This window comes from Prosthecobacter sp. (assembly GCF_029946185.1).
Taxonomy (GTDB): domain Bacteria; phylum Verrucomicrobiota; class Verrucomicrobiia; order Verrucomicrobiales; family Verrucomicrobiaceae; genus Prosthecobacter.
Map to the genome: position 1 here is coordinate 39,352 of NZ_JAQSEA010000059.1, position 20,678 is coordinate 60,029.

General features: G+C 58.4%; 16 protein-coding genes and 1 pseudogene. 7 read left to right on the forward strand and 10 right to left on the reverse strand.

Going from position 1 to position 20,678, the window contains the following annotated elements; all coding sequences use genetic code 11:
• Positions 1 to 14 precede the first annotated feature (14 nt).
• The 3 genes from PSV43_RS03990 to PSV43_RS04000 form a co-directional block, all read right to left on the reverse strand.
• A complete protein-coding gene (locus PSV43_RS03990) occupies positions 15 to 3,617 on the reverse strand; it encodes a c-type cytochrome domain-containing protein (RefSeq protein ID WP_300194014.1) in 3,603 nt (1,200 codons plus the stop codon).
• Between the two features lie 146 nt (positions 3,618 to 3,763).
• Positions 3,764 to 4,261 carry a hypothetical protein gene (locus tag PSV43_RS03995; RefSeq protein WP_300194016.1) on the reverse strand — a complete coding sequence of 166 codons (498 nt, stop codon included), beginning with the start codon at positions 4,259 to 4,261 and terminating at the stop codon, positions 3,764 to 3,766.
• Positions 4,262 to 4,278: 17 nt separating this feature from the next.
• Positions 4,279 to 6,480 carry a DUF1549 domain-containing protein gene (locus PSV43_RS04000; RefSeq protein ID WP_300194018.1) on the reverse strand — a complete coding sequence of 734 codons (2,202 nt, stop codon included), beginning with the start codon at positions 6,478 to 6,480 and terminating at the stop codon, positions 4,279 to 4,281.
• 29 nt (positions 6,481 to 6,509) lie between these two features.
• On the opposite strand from PSV43_RS04000, the gene PSV43_RS04005 reads away from it, so the two are divergent.
• Both PSV43_RS04005 and PSV43_RS04010 read left to right on the forward strand, forming a co-directional pair.
• Positions 6,510 to 6,725, forward strand: coding sequence for a hypothetical protein (locus tag PSV43_RS04005; RefSeq protein WP_300194020.1), 216 nt, complete (start codon positions 6,510 to 6,512; stop codon positions 6,723 to 6,725).
• 53 nt (positions 6,726 to 6,778) lie between these two features.
• Entirely contained in the window at positions 6,779 to 7,108 is a 330-nt protein-coding gene (locus PSV43_RS04010) for a type II toxin-antitoxin system VapC family toxin (protein ID WP_300194022.1), read from the forward strand.
• A 21-nt stretch (positions 7,109 to 7,129) separates the two neighbouring features.
• Here the strand turns inward: PSV43_RS04010 and PSV43_RS04015 are convergent, their stop codons facing one another.
• Positions 7,130 to 8,509 (reverse strand): DUF1501 domain-containing protein, encoded by a 1,380-nt coding sequence (locus tag PSV43_RS04015; RefSeq protein ID WP_300194024.1) that lies wholly within the window; start codon positions 8,507 to 8,509, stop codon positions 7,130 to 7,132.
• A 182-nt stretch (positions 8,510 to 8,691) separates the two neighbouring features.
• Here PSV43_RS04015 and PSV43_RS04020 point away from each other — a divergent pair, with 182 nt between their 5' ends.
• On the forward strand, positions 8,692 to 9,228 hold the full coding sequence (locus tag PSV43_RS04020; RefSeq protein WP_300194026.1) for a hypothetical protein: 537 nt from the start codon (positions 8,692 to 8,694) through the stop codon (positions 9,226 to 9,228).
• 39 nt (positions 9,229 to 9,267) lie between these two features.
• On the opposite strand, the gene ychF is transcribed toward PSV43_RS04020, so the two are convergent.
• Entirely contained in the window at positions 9,268 to 10,383 is a 1,116-nt protein-coding gene (gene ychF, locus PSV43_RS04025) for a redox-regulated ATPase YchF (RefSeq protein WP_300194028.1), read from the reverse strand.
• A 246-nt stretch (positions 10,384 to 10,629) separates the two neighbouring features.
• Between ychF and PSV43_RS04030 the strand changes: the two genes are divergently transcribed.
• A complete protein-coding gene (locus PSV43_RS04030) occupies positions 10,630 to 11,955 on the forward strand; it encodes a HAMP domain-containing sensor histidine kinase (protein ID WP_300194030.1) in 1,326 nt (441 codons plus the stop codon).
• Positions 11,956 to 12,117: 162 nt separating this feature from the next.
• On the opposite strand, the gene PSV43_RS04035 is transcribed toward PSV43_RS04030, so the two are convergent.
• From PSV43_RS04035 to PSV43_RS04055, 5 genes and pseudogenes are all read right to left on the reverse strand, one after another.
• The gene (locus PSV43_RS04035; protein ID WP_300194032.1) at positions 12,118 to 12,381 is read right to left on the reverse strand and encodes a hypothetical protein; all 264 of its coding nucleotides are present in this window, start codon (positions 12,379 to 12,381) and stop codon (positions 12,118 to 12,120) included.
• 180 nt (positions 12,382 to 12,561) lie between these two features.
• Positions 12,562 to 13,434, reverse strand: coding sequence for a hypothetical protein (locus tag PSV43_RS04040; RefSeq protein ID WP_300194060.1), 873 nt, complete (start codon positions 13,432 to 13,434; stop codon positions 12,562 to 12,564).
• Between the two features lie 113 nt (positions 13,435 to 13,547).
• Positions 13,548 to 13,715 (reverse strand): annotated as a pseudogene (locus tag PSV43_RS04045) (GTPase); the annotation flags it as partial.
• 31 nt (positions 13,716 to 13,746) lie between these two features.
• Entirely contained in the window at positions 13,747 to 15,066 is a 1,320-nt protein-coding gene (locus PSV43_RS04050) for a FecR domain-containing protein (protein ID WP_300194035.1), read from the reverse strand.
• Between the two features lie 69 nt (positions 15,067 to 15,135).
• Positions 15,136 to 16,050 (reverse strand): hypothetical protein, encoded by a 915-nt coding sequence (locus PSV43_RS04055; protein WP_300194037.1) that lies wholly within the window; start codon positions 16,048 to 16,050, stop codon positions 15,136 to 15,138.
• A 190-nt stretch (positions 16,051 to 16,240) separates the two neighbouring features.
• On the opposite strand from PSV43_RS04055, the gene tgt reads away from it, so the two are divergent.
• The 3 genes from tgt to secD are packed head-to-tail and all read left to right on the forward strand — an operon-like array spanning position 16,241 to position 20,201.
• Entirely contained in the window at positions 16,241 to 17,383 is a 1,143-nt protein-coding gene (gene tgt, locus PSV43_RS04060) for a tRNA guanosine(34) transglycosylase Tgt (RefSeq protein WP_300194039.1), read from the forward strand.
• Positions 17,380 to 17,733: a preprotein translocase subunit YajC gene (gene yajC, locus PSV43_RS04065; protein WP_300194041.1), complete on the forward strand. Its 354-nt coding sequence runs from the start codon at positions 17,380 to 17,382 to the stop codon at positions 17,731 to 17,733. Before tgt ends, yajC begins: the two co-directional genes overlap by 4 nt.
• Positions 17,734 to 17,777: 44 nt before the next feature.
• Entirely contained in the window at positions 17,778 to 20,201 is a 2,424-nt protein-coding gene (gene secD, locus PSV43_RS04070; RefSeq protein WP_300194043.1) for a protein translocase subunit SecD, read from the forward strand.
• The last annotated feature ends 477 nt before the right edge of the window (positions 20,202 to 20,678 follow it).

The window sequence follows — 20,678 nt, forward strand, 5'->3', positions numbered from 1 at the left end:
GCCGGCAGTCCGCCCTACTTCGCCGCCACACCCGTCGGCTTCCGGATTTTCAGCAGCATCGGAAAACTCGTCTGCAACCCCGCACTGTCGTGCTCATTGCGTGCAGAGCTAAGTGCAGCATGGATGAGCTTGTCCTGATCCTTCACCCAATTAGCGGCGCGGAAGAAAATAGGGCGTTCGTTTTCCTTCTCACGAATCTGCACGCCATTGAGCCCGATGTCATCGACGATGACCCCATGGGGCAGACCATGCACATCGAGGCTGAGGATGCCGTCATTGCCCATCCGCACGGCGCGAATCCAGGCCTTCACCGTCTGCCCGGGAGCGAGAGTGATTTCGAGGGGCTGGGTCTCGTCTTTGATCTCGCGCATCACGGCTTTGCCACCCACATCAGGCTCCATGACGACGATGAACTTCGGAGCAGCGCCAAGCGTGACTTTGCCAAAGGTTCCGGCGTCGTGCGTGAGGGCTTTGGCCTTCGCGGTGATCTTGAGCTTGCTCCAGTCGGCGTTCGCTGCCGCATCTGGCGCGGCGTGGAGGCTGCCGCTGATCAAATCGTGCCCTGCTTCGATGAGGATCGGTGATGAGGCATAATAGCCGGCAGGCAGGCCGGTGATGTCGATTTGAATCAGATCATCGAAGTCATCCACACGCTCGGCGCGGAAGGAGAAACCGACGGAGGCTCCGGGCATGACGGTGGGATTCATGCCGGCAAGCTTCACACTGAAATCAGGCATCGGCTGGCGGATGCTGAGCGCATAGACATAGCGCTCGCCACCCCAGCCACGGGTGTCGGTGACTTTGATGATATAGCGACCATCCGCAGGCGCGGTAAAAGTAAGCCGCGAGTCGCTGCCGAGCTTACGATCACCGCTGTCGTCATTAGCGTAGTTAAGCGTGAAGACGGGCAGGCCGTTCGGCACGATCTGACTGCCGATGGGCTTGGGTTCGACGATGTAGCAGGGCTCGTCGAGCGAGTGGGAATTGGCCGTGGTATCGAAGTAGGCGCTGCGTTTGCCGCCGGAGGTGTAGAAGAAGCAGCCGCCATCCGGGCCACGCGGCATGCGGAAGATCTTCATCACGTCGCCATTGAAATAGGCGAACTCATTCAGCTCCATCTCCTCCCAGTTTTGCAGACGGATGTCAGGGTTGTTGGCATCGACGCTGCGGAAGTTGTTGTAACTGTCGCGCACGGCTTGGAGCAGCATCCGTTGCACCGGCTTGCCATCGGCATGCAGCACTTCCAGCTTCGTGTCAGCAGGTGATCCGCCAAGGTCAGCCAGCGTCTCAATGATCCACGTCTGTCCTTTTTTGGCATCAAAGGAGAAGTGATCGGTGTCGTTGGCATTCGCGATGCATGCATTCACCGTAACTGGAGCGGTCACGTTTTGCGCCTTGGGGATGCTGTCATTCCCCGCCACTTCTTCGACCTGCGCCAACCCACTCACTCGCAGCACGGGCATGGAGCGAAAGCGCAGAGCCTTGGCATCAAGCGGCACGTTCATCATGCCCGCCTTGTCGGCCTTCATCATCACCGTGGCCTTGTCGCCAAGATGCTGGCCGATGAGCGTGACCTTCGTCTCTTTGCCAGCCTGCGCCAAAAGCGGTGACCAGGCGGTGACATAGGGCAGCGCGCCAACCGTCAGGCGATAGGCGTGATCAGCGCCACCATCCATCGTGGTGTTGCTCACGATCACAATGTACTCACCATCCCCAGGCGCCTTCCACGCGAGGAAGGGATCGCTCCCACTGTCGAGGCCACGATTCACCGCGAGCACCGTGTGGTTCATGTCCATGATCTCCAGCGTGGGCGCTTTCGCCATGCTGCCGATCTGGGCAACGGCGAGATCGAGCACAAGTTCCTCGCCTGCTTTGGCTTTGAAACGATACGCATCATGCTGACCGGTCTCAGACAGCGTGCCCCAGAGGCTGGCGGGCAATGACGCGATGCTGACAGGCGCACCTTTGAAATCCGCCGCCTGCGTGATGGTCGGCACAAGGTCATCGGCATAGATTTTCATCCGTGCAGATTCACCCGCAGCACTCTTGAGCCAGACTTCGTAAGTGCCGCGTGGCACTTCGGAGGTGGCGGTGATTTTCACGCGAGCCATGGTAGGTTTGATGGAGCTCTTGATGAGCTCCAGTTTCAGTCCGGGATGCGAAGCCATCGCCTGCGTTTCTGCGGTAATGTTCTTGCCGGTGAAGGTCACCATCAGTCCACCTCCGATGTGCGCGGCGCGTGGGGTGACGCGTGAGAGTTCGGGCTTGATGGCCTTGGCTGGTTTTGCAGGCGCAGGCGCCATCACCGCCTTGCCCGTGGTCGATTCATAAATGCTGAGACTTCCATCCACTCGACCAGCCACGAGTTGCGCCTTGTCCGTGAAAGCGAGTGCGGAGGACCAGTCAGGCTGTTTCTCCAGCGGGATCTTCTCCGTGAGATCCACGCTGCTCCAGAGCTTGAGCGATTTGTCCGTCGAGGTGGAGGCCAGCAGTTGCCCATCGCCAGACAACGCGAGGTTCAAGATGCCGCCTTCATGCGCAAAACGGCTGGTGATGATCTTGTTCGTGCCCTCCTTGGCATCGGCGCTAATGCTCCACAGGCGGATGCGATTGTCGCCACCGGCGGCGAAAAGCTGTTTGCCATCGGCGCTGAAAACGACGCTCGTCTGCTCCTTCGTCGGCTGTGAAAGCGTATCCAGTCGCTGCCCGCTCGGGATGCTCCAGAGCTTCACTGTTCGGTCCGCGCTGGCACTCGCGAGCACCTTGCCATCCGGGCGAAACGAGAGACCATTCACCACGCCATTGTGCCCTTTAAGCAGGGCGACTTCCTTGCCCGTGGCCACATCCCACAAGCGAATCTTTTGATCGTAGGCTCCGGTGGCGATCATCTTGCCATCGGGTGAAACGGCGAGTGCATAGGCGGCGTCGAGATGACCTTCAAACGAATGCAACGGCGTGCCATCGCTGGTCTTCCAGCTTTTCACGATGCCCACGATGCCCGCCTCTCCGCCGGCGGCATACACTGTCGCGCCATCGGGTGAAAACGCGACTGCGTTGGCTTTGCCCTTGATGCCGGTGAGCTTGCGCACCACCGCCCGCGTGACCGGATTGAGCAACTCGACCTCGCCATAACGAGCTACCGCGATCAACTGCACTTTCGGCGAAAACGCCACGGCCTGGATCGCGTGTTTTGGCGTGACCGTTGGCAAAATTTTCGGCGTGATGACCTCCCGAGGCATCGGCTTCACATCAGCGAGTTGCGGCCCATTGGCACCCGTGTTGATCCACGTCTTGATCAATGCAATCTCCTCGGTCTTGAGTTTGTCGCGCTTACCCGGCGGCATGAATTCATTCTTTCCGCCGCGGCCTGAATGACCTTCGAGAAACTTCACCAGCATGCTGTCATTGGCTTTGCCCGCAACGATCGCCACGCCCTCCTTGCCTCCTTTCATCAAGTTCGCAAAGGTGTCCAACTGGAACTCGCCATCGGCATCGGTGTCGTCATGGCAGTCGATACAGTAGGTGTCGAAGAGCGGGACGATCTGCTTGGTGTAGTCCACGGTTTGGGCGTGGGTGGTGGCTTGAGCCGCCAGAAAAATGAAGAGGAGGCGTTTCATGATATCACGAGTGAGTCGGGTGTGTGGAAAGTCGCTGCCGCTCGATGCGGAATTAGTGGGTCTACCGAGCCTGCTCGGAACCCCGTCGTGGAAGCAGTCAGTTGCAAAGACATTTTGTGACGGTGGTATTGGCCGAAGCTCACAGTTCAGAACCCCCATGCTCCGATTAATTCATCTCCATTTCTGGCCTGACTGATCAGCGTCTTTTGCCCCAGCCAGCCACGGTTCTTTCCAGAGATGATCTCAACGGCTTTCTTGTTTTGATCGCGGCGCACTAGAAACCAATCGATCCAGCCAACCTCGTTATAAAAGGGAGCTGGAAGATAACGCAAAAAATGGTCTTCGGTGACATGAGTGGCTGAATGGTCAAGCAGCAAGGCCACCTTTCTGCCGTATGCTCCACGCTGCGCCGCAAATGACGAGATTGGAATGCCGCGACTCAGATCAAGTATCGTGGAATAAAGCTTTTTGCCTTTGGTCAGATCGTGAAGCGCCGATTCGGAAGGTCTTTTGAGCGGCAGATCATGGCTCCATTCTTGCGGATAGGCGTAAAGAACAACACTCACAGCTTTTGGCTGCTCATTCCTGGTTTTTGTGTTCGTGCAACAAGCAGCGGATACAACGAGAAGAATAATAGCAGGCAAGCTTCTTCTCATAGAACTCAGTGATTAAACAAAAACTCTTTTGATCCCATCAGGCTCCAGAAGATGTCTTCCAGCGTAGTGCGGCGGTCTTCCGGTTTGGCGGTGGCGAGCATCGCAGTGGCCTTGGTGGTTTCGCGCTCAGTGGGGAGACGGGCGAGGGCGGTGAGGTAGGCTTCTTCGACGATCTTCTCATTGCTGAGCTTGCTGCCGAGCAGCGCATCGAGGCGGTTGTCTTTCTGAGCCAGCTTCAGGTTAAGTGTATCTCCATTCGCGATGTGCAGAGCCTGAGCCATGCTCGGTTCATTGGTGCGCTCGCACTCGCAGGTGGCCACACGGTCAGCGCGGCCAAAGCTCTTGAGGAAGTAGCTGGCAATGTTGCTGTCAGGCAGTTGCAAAGCGCGGAATCCCATGGGGTAGCTGTCAGCGGTGCCCTTGTTGGCATTGCGGCGGTCGATCTTGAAAGTAGTGGGCGCTGCGGTGACCTGAGACACGGTGTCCAGCAGCACTTCCGCTTTGAGACGCCGCGGCACATAGTGTGAGCCGTAGCGGAGATCAGTGATGTTTTCCGGCAGGGTGACGCTGCTGCGTTGATAAGTCTCGCTTTGCAGGATGGTGCGCATGAGGGCCTTCAGGTCGAACTTCCGCTTCACCAGATGCTCGCAGGCCGCGGCGAAGAGCGGTTCGTTGCTGGCGGGATTCGTCACCCGCAAATCATCCACGGCTTCCACGAGACCGGAGCCAAAGAAGTTGGCCCACACGCGGTTCACGATGGCACGCTGAAAAAGTTTGTTGTCGGCACCCGTGAGCCATTTCGCCAGCGGCACACGGCGGTCCTCCGTGGAAGTCATCGAGACAGCCGTGGTGACATCCAGCGGGTGTGGCGGCTGTGGCTTGCCCGTCAGCGGCTGCACCAGTTCCCCATCAGCGGCGGAGAACAGCACGCGCTCTTCGGCCTGCGCACCGTTTTTCGTACGCACCCGCGAAAGCATGTTGGCAAAAGCGAAGTACTCGTTGTTCGTCCACTTTTCCATCGGGTGGTTGTGGCACTTCGCGCAGGCAATGGAGGTGCCAAGGAAGGCCACGCTGATCGTTTCCGCACACTTGGTGGGCTCGTCATTCAAGATGAAGAAATTGCCCGCTCCGTTCTCCAGCGTGCTGCCTGTGGCCGTGAGGAGATCGCGCACCATCACGTCCCAAGGCGTGTTCGCGGCCACGTTGCGGCGGATCCAGTTGTAATACGACCACATGGCCTGCGGCACCAGCTTGTCGCCATTGACCAGCAGCAGATCACTCCAGCGGTGCGACCAATAATCCACGAACTCCGGACGCTGCAGCAGCGCGTCAATGAGGCGGTCTCGCTTGTCAGCACTCTTGTCCGCAAGAAAAGCACGCGTCTCTTCCAGCGAAGGCAAAACGCCAATCGTATCGAGAAACGCACGTCGCAAGAACTCGTGATCGTCCGTGCGCCCCGAAGGCGGAATGTTCAGCGCACGCAGCTTCACGAGCACATGCTCGTCGACGAAATTGCGCGGCTTCATCTGCGCAAACGCAGGCTCATCCACCACACCATCGCTCGGCACAATGAGCGTGGAAACCGCGAGTCGGCTGAGATACCACGCGCTGATCGTCGTTTCACCACGCCCGGTAGTTTTGACAATGCCCTGCTCATCCACCGTGGCCACGCTGGCATTCACTCCATTGTACTTCGTCCACCGCGTCACGTCCTCGCTATGACCATCGCTAAACTTCGCGGTCACTTTCAGTGGCAGCGTCACACCCTGCTTTGTCACCAGTTGCTTCGGCTCCACATCCAGTGAGACGATCAGCGGATCACTCGCCTTCGGCCCCGGCGCACCCGCGGCAATCCAGCCCGCGATGGCCTGGTACTCCGGCGAGTTCACTTCAAAGCGCTTGTCGCCTTTGTGCGGCACTGCTTTGACCGCCTTGAGCAAAAACAAACTGCGCGCCGGATCTTCCATCGTGAGGCGACGTCCGTTTGCACTGCGCGTGACCGAGATCCAGTCGCCCTCGTCATCAAACCCACGCAGAGACAACCTAAAGCCCCCCTGTCCTGCGGCAGCCCCATGACACGCCCCCATCGCACAGCCATACCGCGTGAGGATGGGCTGGATGGTGTTACGAAAGGATGGCGCTTCGGCGGCGAGCGACGAAGTGGTGACCAAGGCAGCGAAAAGGAGGCTGGAGATGCGGAGTTGCATGAAGCGACGGAGGAAATTAAGATGCCAGCATGAGTTCACTGGCTGAAATCGAAATCGCAGCGGCTGGATTGCCGTCGGCGGAAAAGCATTCGCTGCTGAGTTGGCTGACGACGGAGCTTTCAGCCGAAAGCAGCCAGCCTGTCGAAGGACCGCGCATTTCAGGGCTCGGCAAAGGCAAGTGGCAGGTGGCGGATGATTTCGACGCACCGCTGCCTGATGAATTCTGGCTGGGCCGTGATGCATGAACTACTTGCTCGATACGCATGCGTTCATCTGGTGGAACGAAAACAGTCCTTGAATGCCCGCGCATGTGCGGCAGACCTTGAGTGACCGCTCGAATCAAATCTGGCTGAGCTATGCAAGCGTGTGGGAAATGCAAATCAAAGTGCAAATCGGCAAAATGAAGCTGGGCGCTCCGCTGGCCGATCTGATCGACCAGGAAGTCCGCGTGAACCGTCTGCGATTGCTCTCGATCAGCTACGACGACATCCTGAAACTCGACAACCTGCCCATGCACCACCGCGATCCTTTCGATCGTATGATTCTTGCACAGACGCTGACAGGTGGATTTCATTTGGTGACGTGTGACTCAGAATTCTCTGCTTACGGGGTTAATTTGTTTTGGTGAAGCCCCCCGCTCTACAGTGATTTACGCAAACAGCTCCTTGATCGCCTGCGTGCCGAAATCGACGACGGGATACGGTCTGCCTTGCGGGCCGGGGAGTTCGGTGGTGAGATCGATGCCGAGGGACTCATAGATGGTGGCGACGATTTCTTTCGGGGCGACGGGGCGCTCGGTGGGGTAGCCGCCAATGTCGTCGGATTTGCCTACGACTTCGCCGCCTTTGATGCCGCCGCCGGCAAAATTGACGGTCCAGCAGTTTGGCCAGTGGTCGCGACCACCGGCGGGATTGATCTTCGGCGTGCGGCCGAATTCGGCGAGGCAGGTGACCATGGTATCATCGAGCATGCCGCGCTGAAACAGGTCTTCGATGAGGGCGCTGTAGCCTTGGTCATACATCGGGGCGACGATGTCGCGCATGCCTTCGATGCTGGTGAAGGGCTTCGAGCCGTGGATGTCCCAGGTGATCTCGCCAAACACCGTGATAAAAGTATTCACGGTGACGAAACGCACCCCGCGCTCGACGAGGCGGCGCGCGAGCAGGCAGCTCTGGCCGAAGCGATTCAAACCGTAGCGCTCGCGCACTTTGAGCGGCTCTTTGGTGAGATCGAAAGCTTCGCGGGCCTGCGTGCTGGTCATGATGCGATAGGCGGACTCGAAATTGGAGTCCATGAGCTTGGCCTGTTCGCTGTATTCGAAATTCCGCACGCTGCTGTCCACCAGTTCACGCATTTCACGGCGGCGTTCGAGGCGCACCTCACCGATTTCCTTCGGCGGCAGGAGATCGGGCACTTTGAAATCTTTGACCGAGGGATCGGCGTTTAGCACGAAGGGATCGTAGGCTTTGCCGAGGAATCCTGCGTCCTGACCGTGCGGCATGTTGCCACCTGTGGGGCCCATCGACTCTGGCAGAATCACATGCGCGGGCAGGTCGCTGCGGCGGCCTTGCAGGAACTCCAGGGCGCTGCCCACGTGCGGTGTGTTCACTCCGCCGGTAAAAAGCCGGCCCGTCTGCATCATCTGATGCCCCGTGTCATGCACCGCAGCAGCGGTGTGGTAGCAGGAACGGACGAGGCTGAACTTGTCCGCGATCTTCGCATGCAGCGGCAAGATTTCGGAGATTTCGAAGGCGTTGCTTTTGGTGCGGATGGGTTTGAAGGGGCCGCGAATCTCGCTCGGCGCATCAGGCTTCATGTCCCAGAGATCCTGCTGGCTCGGCGCACCGAGATTGAAAATCATGATGCAGGCCTTGTTGCTCTTTTTGGCATCGACCTTTCCTTCCGCCTTCAGTTTGGCGAAGCCGGGCATCGTCAGCCCGATGGCGCCGAGGGCGCCTGCCTGCAGGAAATCGCGACGCGAAATGCCGTCGCAATTGGTGATGGAGCCTTGACCGGAGAACTTGAACATGGTGCGCGAAGGGGTTGAGCTGCTTATTAATACGCATCCTGAGTCCACTTCTAAATGGACGATGCCACTTTGAAGATGGGCCTTTCCGGCCCCCTTGGGCCCTTTACGGAGGAAACATTCCCGTAAAGAAAGGGTTGTTCTTTCCTGCTGCCAGCGTGCTAGTCTTCACTCCTCCCCTCCGCATGAAAGCACTCCTCATCACCCTCTCGCTGCTTCTGACCGTCTCCCTGCATGCCCAGACGGCACCGGGGCAATCACCCACAGGGCAGGGGGGGCAGCAGGACAATGTGACGCGTGATGGTCTGTGGGATGGCCGGCTGAAGGGTGGCAACTACATCGTGCGCTGCAATTCGATCATCGCCCTGTCGAAACACGAATACATCTCGGACGGCGTGGCACGCGTGGTGGAAGTGAACCTGACGCTGAGCTCGTCGATGGTCGTCCGCTTTTATTTTCTGGAGCCCTACAAGCCAGAAACAGGCAGCAATACCGTGGGTGCGGGCACTCAGGCCCTGGAGAAGGCGAAAGGTATGTTCGATCAGGCGGCCGGACGTGTTTCGCCAGATCTGGTCACCCCGAAAGTGGTGAAAAACTACCCCACCTCCACCCATGCACACACGATTGAATTTGTACTGAAGGAGGAGGCACAGCTCAATTCCCTCTTTGGCAGTCTGGAGCGTTCCTTCCGCACAGGTCAGGGACGTGTGTGGAAAGAGTAGTCACAGGCACTCATTGCGGGCTGGAGTGCCCGCCTAGCCTCACACGTTGAAGCGCCATTCCACGACGTCGCCGTCGCGCATGACGTATTCTTTGCCTTCAATGCGCCACTTGCCTTTTTCCTTCGCCTTGGCGTTGGAGCCGAGTTCGACGAGGTCATTGAAATGCACGATCTCACCGGCAATGAAGCCGCGCTCGAAGTCACCATGGATGACCCCAGCAGCTTGCGGGGCCTTCATGCCTTTGACGATGGTCCACGCGCGCGTTTCCTTCTCCCCGGTGGTCAGATAGGTCTGCAGGCCGAGGAGGTCATAGACGCCCTTGATGAAGAGTGACACACCACTGTCTTCGACGCCGATGTCCTTAAGGTAAGCCTTCGCCTCTTCATCCGAAAGATCGGTGAGCTCGCTTTCGATCGCGGCGCTGACGACCACCGCGCTGGCTTCATGCGCGTGTTTCACGTATTCACGCACTTTGCCCACGAACACATGCGCGTCCGGGCTGTTCGTGGCAGCAGCGAGGTCGGACTCCGACACGTTGCAGGCGAAAATGCAGGGCTTCGAGCTGAGGAGGAAGAAGCTCTTGAGGAGTTTCCGCTCCTCTTCGGTGCATTCCAGGGTGACGGCCGGCTTGCCAGCGTCAAAGTGCGGGATCAGCCTTTCACAGAGGGCGAGTTCTGCCTTCGCGTCTTTTTCGCCTCTCTTCGCATTCTTTTCGGCCTTGTCCTTGCGGCGCTGGATGGCGTCCATGTCGGAGAGGATCAACTCGGTGTTGATGACTTCGATGTCGCGCACAGGATCAATCGTGCCGCTGACGTGGGTGATGTCGCCATCTTCAAAGCAGCGCACCACATGCACGATGGCGTCCACCTCACGGATGTGGCTGAGGAATTTGTTGCCCAGACCTTCGCCCTGGCTCGCGCCTTTGACGAGGCCGGCGATGTCCACGAACTCAATCGCGGCAGGCACCAGTTTATGCGAGCCCGAGAGCTTCGACAGCACGGCAAGGCGTTCATCCGGCACGGTCACGACGCCGGTGTTCGGCTCGATGGTGCAGAAGGGATAGTTGGCTGCCTCCGCCTTGCGGGTACGGGTGACAGCGTTAAAAAGGGTGGATTTGCCAACGTTGGGAAGGCCTACAATACCGGCTCTAAGCATAAGGGCGCGAGATTAAGGCGGATTGAGAAATGAGCAAGCAGTGAGCGCGGCTCAGTTCAGGCAGTTTTCAAACCTGACGCCTGAAACCGGGCAAACCGGGCCGCATGCAAAGCTCTGCGGTCAGCCTGAAAACCGCGTTCAAGGCCGTTTTGCAGGCAGTTGCTGCCTGACCTCCTGCTCCCAATGACAAGGGTAAACTAGGGAGAACAGATGGCTATTACTCGAATGGCCAAGTAACGTGCCTCGATGTCCCTGACCAAAAGCCAGCAATACGCCTCCCTGAGTGATCATTTCGCGACCCGCCGTGCTGCAATTTTGGAAGCCTGGCGCAAGGCGGATCGCGCTGATCCCGATCAGACCACCGGACGCTCTCTGACCGTCAGTCAATTCTTCGACCATATCCCGGAGATGCTCGATGCATTCGAATACCGGTTGCGCTCGCGCCCGGGCGGCATCGACGCCCAGTCCGCTGATGGCGACAAAAAGGATGAAGGGGTCAAGCATGGCCTCCACCGCTGGCAGCAGGGCTATCGCCTGCGGGAACTCATTAATGAATGCGGGCACCTTCAAGTCAGCCTGTTTAATGAGATGGAAAAAGTCGTCGCTGAGCACCCCTATTTTGAACGTGCCGTGCTGGTTGAGGCGAACCGCCAGATCATGGAACTGGTCAACGACATGATCAGCGAAAGCGCCGGCCAGTACGAACGCATGCAGCAGGCGGAGTCCGCCGGGCATGTCGGTGATCTCATGGGCGCGCTCGCCAGCGTAAATGAAATCGAGAAACGACGCGCCACACTAATCCATCAGGCCGTCCACGATCTGAACAGCGACGTCGTCGGTGTCAGCCTCGCAGCCTCGCTCTTGGGCCGGACGGAAATCGCCGAACCCGACCGACTAGAGTTCGCCACCATGTTGCAGCGGGGAGTATCTGGTCTCAGTTCGATGCTCGGCGACCTGATGGAACTCGCACGACTGGGTGCAGGTCAGGAAAAACGGCGTATCGCCCCGTTCAATGCCGCAACCCTGCTCACCGAAAGGTGCGACCTCAACGAGCCCTTTGCCAAAGAACGTCATTTGTTCATGGAAGTGAATGGACCCGCCTCGCTGGAAGTTGAGGGCGATGCCGACAAGGTGGGCCGTCTATTGCAAAATCTACTGATGAATGCGCTCAAATACACTCCCACCGGAGGCGTCAGCGTGACTTGGGGCGAAGAGAAGGAAAACTGGTGGCTGATGGTCAAGGATACCGGCCCAGGCCTTCACTCCAGAGCCAGCGCACCTTTAATAGCCGGTTTGCAGGAGGCCACCGCCAGCGCCAAGGAGGCCGATGAAAAATCCACCGCAATCAAAGGCGAAGTCTCGAATGTCCTGCCTCCGCCCTGGGACGCCGCCGAGCAGTTCCACCCGCCTAAACACCAACCCGGCGAGGGTATCGGGCTCTCCATCGTAAAACGCATGTGTGAATTGCTCGATGCGAGTTTGGAAATCGCCAGTTCGGCGGAAACAGGAACGACATTCCGCGTGGTGTTTCCACGCCGTTATCGCAGCGCACCTCAAGTTCCATCCCCGTAACCTGGTGGCCCTCACCTCAGAAGGGTCACTGCGGTCCTGCCGGCTTATTTTGACCGTTTGAGAAATGAGCAAGCGTTGAGCGAGGTTCAATCCAACCAGCTCGCAAATCGCAGGCCGGGAATCTTGGCAAAATCTACCGTATTGCGTGTCAGGAGAGTGGCGTCATGTACGAGAGCAATGCAGGCGATTTTCAAATCCATCGTGCCAGTTCGGATTTTGGCAGCCTTCATCTCCCGAAAGCTGCCACTGCTCACGATATTCACGGCCCCGGAGGTCCACCTCACGAGCCAGGGTGGTGTCCCGCAATTTTCCAGCGACCTGACGCCAGTCCTTTTTGACCGGAGTGATCTTGAGAACGGTGTTCCGCAGTTCACTGAGCGATTGCTCCACCGTGCTGAGACGTTGTTCGAGTGTGCCTGTCGTCATGCCTGTATTTTATGCCAGTTCGAAGCGCTGGCCAGAATCCGTTCTCAACTTGCTCCGTCCGTCGTCCCCGTGAGCCTCTGTGGCTCTGAGCATAGGGGGCGAGAGTAGGGAGCATTGGGTATACCACCGCCGCCGCACCTCAAAGGGGTTCCGGCATGCAGCCCAGGAAGACTTGCAGCATCACCGCTCGACTGACAACACCTCTCCGGTTGAATGGGTACACACAAGGCATCGGATCGGAGGTTGCATATCACGTCCTGAATACCATCGCAGGCCGTTTTCCTCCTTACATGGTGCGGCGCGGAGAACGGCGAGCACCTGCTGTGCGTTGATTCCATCATCCTCCATCAAGCCAAGCGCCCTTCCGGTAAATGACCGCCCGCTGATTACTTTGGCGGACGGCAGACGGTAGTCCGAGACATCTCGGGATGGTTCTCCGCGCACGACAAGGCTGGCTTCAGATGCACCAGGAAGATGGCGGGGCTTACGGCCTTGAATACAGATCTGCCACACTTCCACGCTGAGAGCAGGGAACCCATCCTCCTGCCTGCGCTGCTCCTTCCAACCCACCACCAGCCCATTGGCTGACCATTGTAGATCAAGCCATCTGCTCTGACGCCGCAGCCAGGCCATGGCATCCTCAATGTTGTCAAAATGCTGCTGTCCCTCTTCCAGCACGGCATGCACATCACCGTCTCCATTGGGACGGTAGATGCCCTGGCTGCCATACCAGCGCCGCTGTCGCCCTTGGAGTTTAAACACCTTCGTCATGCTTGCCCATGAATATTCCCGGCGGAAAGCATCCAGCGCTTTGATGTGCATGGTCTGGCCTGCTCGGGTCGCCGCAATCGTCATTCCAGGTGACATCACCGCCTCATAACTGTCACCGCGAGGCGCGGTGCATGCGCTCACCAGCGTCAGCAAAGCAGCAGCAATGGCATGGCAACAACGCCGGATGTGCGGCCTGAAAATCATGCACAGATTAAAACCGCCGCAGGTTCTCTCAACAATCTGTTTTTGGCACTTCCACCCCGCCAGCTTGCCGCTTTCCACCTCATTGACGAGAGTCCGCGCCCTTTTTCCGACCCTCCCATGTCTTTTGAACTTCTTGCCACCGATCCCTCCTCCCACGCGCGTCGCGGGAGCCTGACGCCGCCGCATTGCGTGGTGGAGACGCCGGTGTTCGGCTCGATGGTGCAGAAGGGATAGTTGGCTGCCTCCGCCTTGCGGGTGCGGGTGACAGTGTTAAAAAGGGTGGATTTGCCAATGTTGGGAAGGCCTACAATACCGGCTCTGAGCGTAAGGGCGGCGAGATTAGCGGTCTGCCACGCCAGTGCATGCCCGGTTCTGTGCTCGTGGCCGAAATCAGGGCGCACCGGCCGGGGCAGCAGTGCCGACATTCGTCGGCTGGAAGGTGAGAACCCCACCAGAGACGGAGGGTGTGATCGTGGCGCCGACCGAGTTGGTGACGCTCAAAGTGCCGTTGGTAAACTGCTGGGCCGCCGCTCCCTGCAACACCAAGGTCCCGCTAGTGAGGGTGGCGCCCTGAAAAGTCTGCCCACTGCTGATCGCAAGAGTGCCAGGGCCGGCTCTGACCAGCGAGGCTCCCGACAGCGCATTGACATTGCCAGCCAGAGTCACCCCCCCCTGATTGACGATCTGCTGCGTGTTGCCATTTGAAAGAACCAATTGACTGGAGGTTGGCGCGTTGGGAGTCACTGTCAGGCGATGCAAGTGGCCCTCAGCCCCCTGTGAGATTGAAGCAGCTGGGGATATGCCGCCCGCCGTGCCTGTGCTGGCGAGAAACACATTGCTGCCGGAAACCTCCCCGGAAATCCGCAGGCTGCTTGCTTGGGACGCGGAAATCACATTGACCGTTTGCGCCTGCGATTGATTTCCTCCTTGCAAGCTCATCGAGGTGCCGGCTGCATGTGAATTGCCACCTGTCTGGCTGCCCGAGGTGCCTCCGCCGAAAATGCGTGTCAGCAGACTGGGGCCGTCACTTTTCGCCTCAGCCGTCTTGAGTTCAGTTGCGTTTCCTAGCGTGATCTTCTGAGTGCTGGCAGCGTCGTTGTGCGCGAGCGTTAAAGTAGCACCAATCGCCCGGGCCTGCTGCGCCACTTCCTGACTAATTTCTGGCGCGGCGTGCAGCGGCTGCTTGAAGCTGGCGCTATCGAGCAGCGTGCTGGAATGCGTGAGTGTGTTGAGATTCACCTGCACGGTGTCGCGCGTGCCTTCGGGACGCTGCACGATCAGGTGGCCAGGGTTCAGAGCCATGCTCTGACCGCCCAGATCCCCCCGCAGGCTGCCTTCGAGGCAGGTCATTTTCACCGAGCCGTCCGGCAGGGCGGCCACGATGGCGGAACCACGCACGGTGACATCTCCCTGCGGCGTGGTGACCTGAACCGCCGGACGTCGCAGAAAACCCGCCCCGGAAGAGATCAGCACCACGCCTTTGGAGAGCGAAACATCACCACGATCCCCGACCTGTGCTGACGTGTTGGAGCCGAGGCGTACCACGCTGCCGCGCTGATCCACCGTGGCTTGAGCACGGGCATTGCTGCCCGTGATCACCTGATTGCCTGCGGTTTGCACGTTACCGCTGGAAACGGTGATGGAACCTGCGGTAAGAGCCGTGCTCTGCATGACAGCGACTAGGGAAAGGAGGAGGGAGCCTTGCTTCATAGATTTAAGTGGATTTAAGCCATTTGCGCAGATCTTGACAAGAAAGGTGGGGAGACGTCAATCTTGATGTCACCAAACATGAGATAGTGCCAGCCCCAGGCCGGTGTTCAGGGCCTTGTAATCGAAGGCATTGACATCGGAATGGTTGAAAATGCCGCTGACGTAGATTTGCGCCGTCAGGTTGGTGGTGACCTGATAGCCCATTCCCATAAACAGCAGGTGATTGAGGTCATTCCGGCTGACCTGTACGTAGTCAAACCAAGCGAATCGATACAAGCTCGTGAAAGCCAGCTTCGATGTAATCTGCCACGTGGTCCCGGCCTGGGTGCTGTATTCATGACGACGGAGGTCGGAGGGAGCTCCCTCGACACTCACGGCAGCATTCCCACCCAGCCAGACGCTGACAGAAGGGCTGAGCAGCCAGCCTTTGCGCAGACCGGTCTCCAGAAAATGGTTCTCATAGAGACGGTTTCCCCAGTTCCACGGCGAAGTGAGCCGTTGATAGCGATACTGCGCCCAAACATTGAAACGGGAAATGCCGCCAGCCAGCTCTCCCCGTCCCTGATGATACTGCAGGCCTATCTGGCTGCCGAAATCGTCAAAATCGAGCTGCTGCAGGTCTGCATAGCGCCACAGCGAGTAGGAAGCCATCGCCAGCAGGTTGATGTTTTCGGTCAGCTTCGGAAACCATGCGCCCCGCAGGCCGGTGCGGCCCACCCAGTCCGAACTCTCCGGTCCGGGAGCCAGGGCGGCGTTCGAGGTGAAAAAACCGCTGGCTTCGAGCGACACAAGGAACTGTTGAGGCTTCTGCCGCACCAGTCCGCTGATGCTTTGCTGGCCAAACTCACGGTCGAGCAGGTTGATCTCCTCCTGGGTGGCCGGGGAAGCCACCCTCTGGTCACGCGCATCCCGTTTCGTTGTGCGCAGCGCTTCACGAATGGTCTGGTCGATGACCGCCCGGTCCACGGCTGGGCTTTGGGCCATCGTGGAATTTGCACCGGCAAAAATGCTGCAAGCTATCAGCCACAGAGTAATAAAGGATTTATGTAAAAACATGCGGGTGAATTTTTATGAATGCGCACCTATTTCGTCAAGTCCGAATCGGCTCCCTCGTGTGCATGCTTGCGCTTTCCGCCACATCGGCGAGACTCCGCGCCCTTTTTGCGGCCCCACCATGTCTTTTGAACTTCTTGCCACCGATCCCTCGTCCAACGCACGCCGCGGGCGGCTGACGACGCCGCATGGCGTGGTGGAGACGCCGGTGTTTATGCCAGTGGGCACCCAGGGCACGGTCAAGGCCATGCACCCGGAGGAATTGCGGGCGCTGAATTCGCAGATCATCCTCGGCAACACCTACCATCTCTTTGTACGCCCGGGGATGGAGATCATGCAGGCGGCAGGTGGCCTGCACAAATTCGCCAACTGGGACCGGCCGATTTTGACGGACAGCGGCGGCTTCCAGGTCTTCTCGCTGGCCAAACTGCGGAAAATCAAAGAGGAAGGCTGCCACTTTCAAAACCACCTCGACGGTACGCCGATGTTCATCGGCCCGGAAACGTCCATGGAGATTCAGGCGACCCTGGGTTCGGACGTCGCGATGCTGTTTGATGAATGCACACCGTATCCCTGCGAAGCCAAAGCGGCGGAGAAGAGCCTCGATCTGACCCTGCGCTGGGCGAAACGCTGTCGCACCTGGATCGATGAACACCGCCCGCAGACCGGCGGCGGCGCGCAGCAGCACTTTGGTATTGTGCAGGGCAGTGTCTATAAAGAGCTGCGTGAAAAATCCGCCCGTGAACTGGTGGCGATGGGTTTTGACGGTTACGCCATCGGCGGCCTCAGCGTGGGCGAGCCAGAAGAGGACATGATGCGCATCGCCGAATGGACGACTCCGCATCTGCCCGCCAATCAAGCCCGCTATGCCATGGGCCTGGGCACGCCGCCGCAGGTGGTCGAGTTGATCGCACGCGGAATCGACATGTTTGACTGCGTGCTGCCCACTCGGCTGGCGCGAAATGGTGCGGCCTTCACCCACGAAGGCCTGATGAACCTGCGCAATGCCTGCTACGCGAAAGACTTCCGGCCCATCGCCGAAGACACGCATCCGCTCTGCCAGGGCTTTTCACGGGCGTACATCCGCCATTTGGTTCAGGCACAGGAGATTCTGGGTTTGCGGTTGATTTCTCTTCATAACCTGCATTTCTACGCGTCCCTCACGTCCAGGGCACGTCAAGCGATCGAACAGGGTTGTTTCGCCGAGTTCCGGGCTGAGGTCGTCGCGAAATACAAGTCCACCTCTGCAGCCCCCGAATCATGATCTCTATCTCTCTCGAAAACACCCTTCTTCTGGCCCAAGCCGCACCTGCGGGAGCCCAAGGCGGCCTCCTTGGCAGCCCGATGATGCTGCCGATCCTCATGATCGTGGTGATGTACTTCGTCATCTTCCGCCCACAGCAAAAGCGCATGAAGGAGCATAAGCTGCTCATCTCCAGCGTCGGAGTGAGCGACCACGTCGTCATGGAAAGCGGCGTGCACGGCATCATCACCAGCGTGAAAGACCGCACCGTCATGGTCAAGATCGCCGACAACGTCAAAGTCGAGTTCGAACGCGTTAAGATCGCCGCTGTGACGAAAAAGTCCGACATCGTTGAAGTGACCGAAGCCTGAGCGGCTCCCCTTTAGTTTTTCCCAACCCACCAGCCCACCTGTCCATGAATCCCTTCGCCACCTTTTTTGTCGGTGCCTCCATTTTGATGATGCTGCTCGTCTATGTCGGCACCGCATTGCCAAAGACCAAGCGCCGGGTGGGCACGCTCCTCATCATACTCACCGCCTTCTCGGCCATTTATACGGTGAAGACGATGGGCCTCCAGAAGGGCATCGACCTTCAGGGCGGCAGCGAGTTCATCGTTCAGCTGGCTCCGGGCAAGAATGACGACGGCAGCCCCAAAGCAGTGACCAGCAGTGATGTGCAGCAGGCAATCGCGATTTTGGAAAGACGCCTCAACCCAGATTCTACAAAGGATCTCACCCTGCAGCCGGAAGGCAGCGACCGGGTCGTGATTCAGATGCCCGGTATCACCGAAGAGGAGATCAAAGAGGTTCGAAAAACCATTCAGACCGTGGCGCACCTCGAATTTCGTCGGGTGCATCCTGACAGCCAGTCCAAGTTGGAGCAGATCAAGGCGCGCGGTGGCATCAAGGAGCCCGGCTGGATCGAAATGCCCTACAGCAAGCCCATCACTGCCAAGGATGGCAGCATCATCAAGCGGTCTGAACTTGTGCGCGACACGCCGGACATTGAGGGCAAATACGTCTCCAGGGCAGATCGCACCGTCGATGCCGAGGGCAACAAAGTCTCGCTCCAATTCAACAGTGCGGGTGCCAAGCTCTTTGATGAACTGGCTGCTGTGCATTATCAAAAAGAAATGGCCATCATTGTGGATGACCAGATTCACTCCGCACCCGTGCTGCAGGCCAAACAATATGGCGGCAGAGCGGAAATTTCCGGCGGCGGCGGAAAAGGTTTCTCCCAGCAGGAGGCCGACACGCTGTCCACGCTGCTGAGCAACCCGCTGCAGAACCCGATGAAGATTCTCTCCGAAAGCTCGGTGTCCTCGTCCTACGGTAAAGCAGCGATTGATCAGGGAAAATGGGTGCTCGTGACCGGTCTTATCATCACCACGATCTTCATGCTCATCGTTTACCGCCTCGCTGGCATCGTGGCCATCGTCGGGCTGCTCATCAACCTTTCCGTCCTGTTTGGCTCCATGGCCCTGTTCGGCTTCACCCTCACCATGCCGGGCATCGCGGGTATTGTGCTGACCATCGGCATGGCCGTGGATGCGAACGTGCTGATCTATGAACGACTCCGTGAGGAAATGGAGGCGGGCAAAACTTTCACCGGCGCGCTCGAAGCTGCTTATGAAAAGGCCTTTTCGGCCATCGCTGACTCCAATATCACCACGCTGATCTCCGCCATCATCCTCGTCGTCATCTCCGGCGGTCTGGTCAAAGGTTTCGCGGTCACCCTCATGATCGGTCTGGTTTCTTCCATGATCGGTGCCCTCATCGTCACCCGTGTGATTTTCATGTGGGCCATCGACAAGAACATCCTGACCACCCTCAAGACCACTCACATCGTTCCCGACAAGGTCTTCAACATTCTGTCTGCATCTCCCAAGTTCATCATCGCATCGCTTGTTGTCACCGCGATCTCCTTTGGTGCCATCGCCAAGAAGGGCGACCACAGCTTCGGCATCGACTTCCGTGGCGGTGGCCGTGTCGATGTGGTCCTGAAAGAGGGCGCGAAAATTGCAGACAGCGAATTTGACGCCCTCTTCAAGACGCTCAAGCAGTCTGATGGCAAGGACCTCGGCACCTACTACATCCAGCGCAAGACCGACCCCACCAACGGCAGCGAGAACGTCAGCATCCGCTGCGAAGAACTCAGCGGGGCTGTGATTCAGGGGGCCATCAATAAGAAATGGAATGCAGATACGATCAGCGGCACCAGCATCGCCACGGTCGGCTCCGTCATTGGTGAGGAACTCAAGCAGCAGTCTTCGTTGGCGCTGTTCTGCGCCTTGGTGGCCATCTTTCTTTACCTGATCGTCCGCTTTGAATTTGCCTTCGCCTTGGGTGCTATCGTAGCGCTGTTCCATGACATTCTTATCGTGCCGGGCCTGTGCGTGCTGTTTGGACAGGAACTCAGCGTCATTCACGTTGGCGCTCTGCTCGCCATCGCCGGTTACTCCATCAATGACACCATCATCGTGTTCGACCGCATCCGCGAGACCATCCAGCGTGGCACGGGTGGCAGCATGCGCGAGATGATGAACGAGGCCATCTGCAAGACCCTGAGCCGGACGATCCTCACCAGCTCCACCACCCTGGCCCCCATGGTGGTCCTGCTCTTCCTTGGCAATCCTGCCATGCTGGAGTTCGCCATGCCGATCACCATCGGCATCCTGCTCGGCACCTACTCCTCCATCTTCATCGCCTCCCCACTTGTGCTGTGGTACTCGAAGAAGTCCGGCACCAGCCTCAAGCACCAGGTGCTCGATGCACAGGTCGAGCAGTTGAAAGCCCAGCAGGCCATCGCCGCCGCAGCCGTGGCTTCTGGCAAAAAGTAGTCGGAGTCTCTTAACGAGCACGATTTCGATCCCTCACACTCCAGGCAAGGCGGGCGTTCAGCGCTCGCCTTGCTGAAGTGAGGAATCTAGAACGCCCCTCTCTTCGCTGCACAGAAGGTGGCCAAGGGGGGTGTAACCGACGGCTAGAACTGGAAGGCAACCTTACCTTTTCAGAAGGAAGCATGCCGTGAGTGATGCACGTTTCTCGCCAACTCCTACGCCGTGTTTGAAACACTTGAGTGCTGGTTTCGGCGAAGCCAAGTAGCCCTCTCGCGCCGCGAGAGGAGTTGGCCGCGTTCCGAGTTTTGGAAACTGCTATAGAAAGCGCCCCCTGCCACATTCACGCTGTGCGCTAATGGTCTCATCTCGGGGGTTGCTGATGCACTTTCGGCCTGCCAAGGGAGGGCGACCGTTTTTCAAACACGGCTTGGCTACTTATTCGAGCCCTCTGGGATCAAAAAAAAGAGGGCGGCATCA

Coding starts and splice junctions, on each gene's coding strand:
- PSV43_RS03990 (WP_300194014.1), bottom strand. CDS start 3,617: ATGAAACGCCTCCTCTTCATTTTTCTGGCGGCTCAAGCCACCACCCAC.
- PSV43_RS04000 (WP_300194018.1), bottom strand. CDS start 6,480: ATGCAACTCCGCATCTCCAGCCTCCTTTTCGCTGCCTTGGTCACCACT.
- PSV43_RS04005 (WP_300194020.1), top strand. CDS start 6,510: ATGAGTTCACTGGCTGAAATCGAAATCGCAGCGGCTGGATTGCCGTCG.
- PSV43_RS04010 (WP_300194022.1), top strand. CDS start 6,779: ATGCCCGCGCATGTGCGGCAGACCTTGAGTGACCGCTCGAATCAAATC.
- PSV43_RS04015 (WP_300194024.1), bottom strand. CDS start 8,509: ATGTTCAAGTTCTCCGGTCAAGGCTCCATCACCAATTGCGACGGCATT.
- PSV43_RS04020 (WP_300194026.1), top strand. CDS start 8,692: ATGAAAGCACTCCTCATCACCCTCTCGCTGCTTCTGACCGTCTCCCTG.
- ychF (WP_300194028.1), bottom strand. CDS start 10,383: ATGCTTAGAGCCGGTATTGTAGGCCTTCCCAACGTTGGCAAATCCACC.
- PSV43_RS04030 (WP_300194030.1), top strand. CDS start 10,630: ATGTCCCTGACCAAAAGCCAGCAATACGCCTCCCTGAGTGATCATTTC.
- PSV43_RS04035 (WP_300194032.1), bottom strand. CDS start 12,381: ATGACGACAGGCACACTCGAACAACGTCTCAGCACGGTGGAGCAATCG.
- PSV43_RS04050 (WP_300194035.1), bottom strand. CDS start 15,066: ATGAAGCAAGGCTCCCTCCTCCTTTCCCTAGTCGCTGTCATGCAGAGC.
- PSV43_RS04055 (WP_300194037.1), bottom strand. CDS start 16,050: ATGGCCCAAAGCCCAGCCGTGGACCGGGCGGTCATCGACCAGACCATT.
- tgt (WP_300194039.1), top strand. CDS start 16,241: ATGTCTTTTGAACTTCTTGCCACCGATCCCTCGTCCAACGCACGCCGC.
- yajC (WP_300194041.1), top strand. CDS start 17,380: ATGATCTCTATCTCTCTCGAAAACACCCTTCTTCTGGCCCAAGCCGCA.
- secD (WP_300194043.1), top strand. CDS start 17,778: ATGAATCCCTTCGCCACCTTTTTTGTCGGTGCCTCCATTTTGATGATG.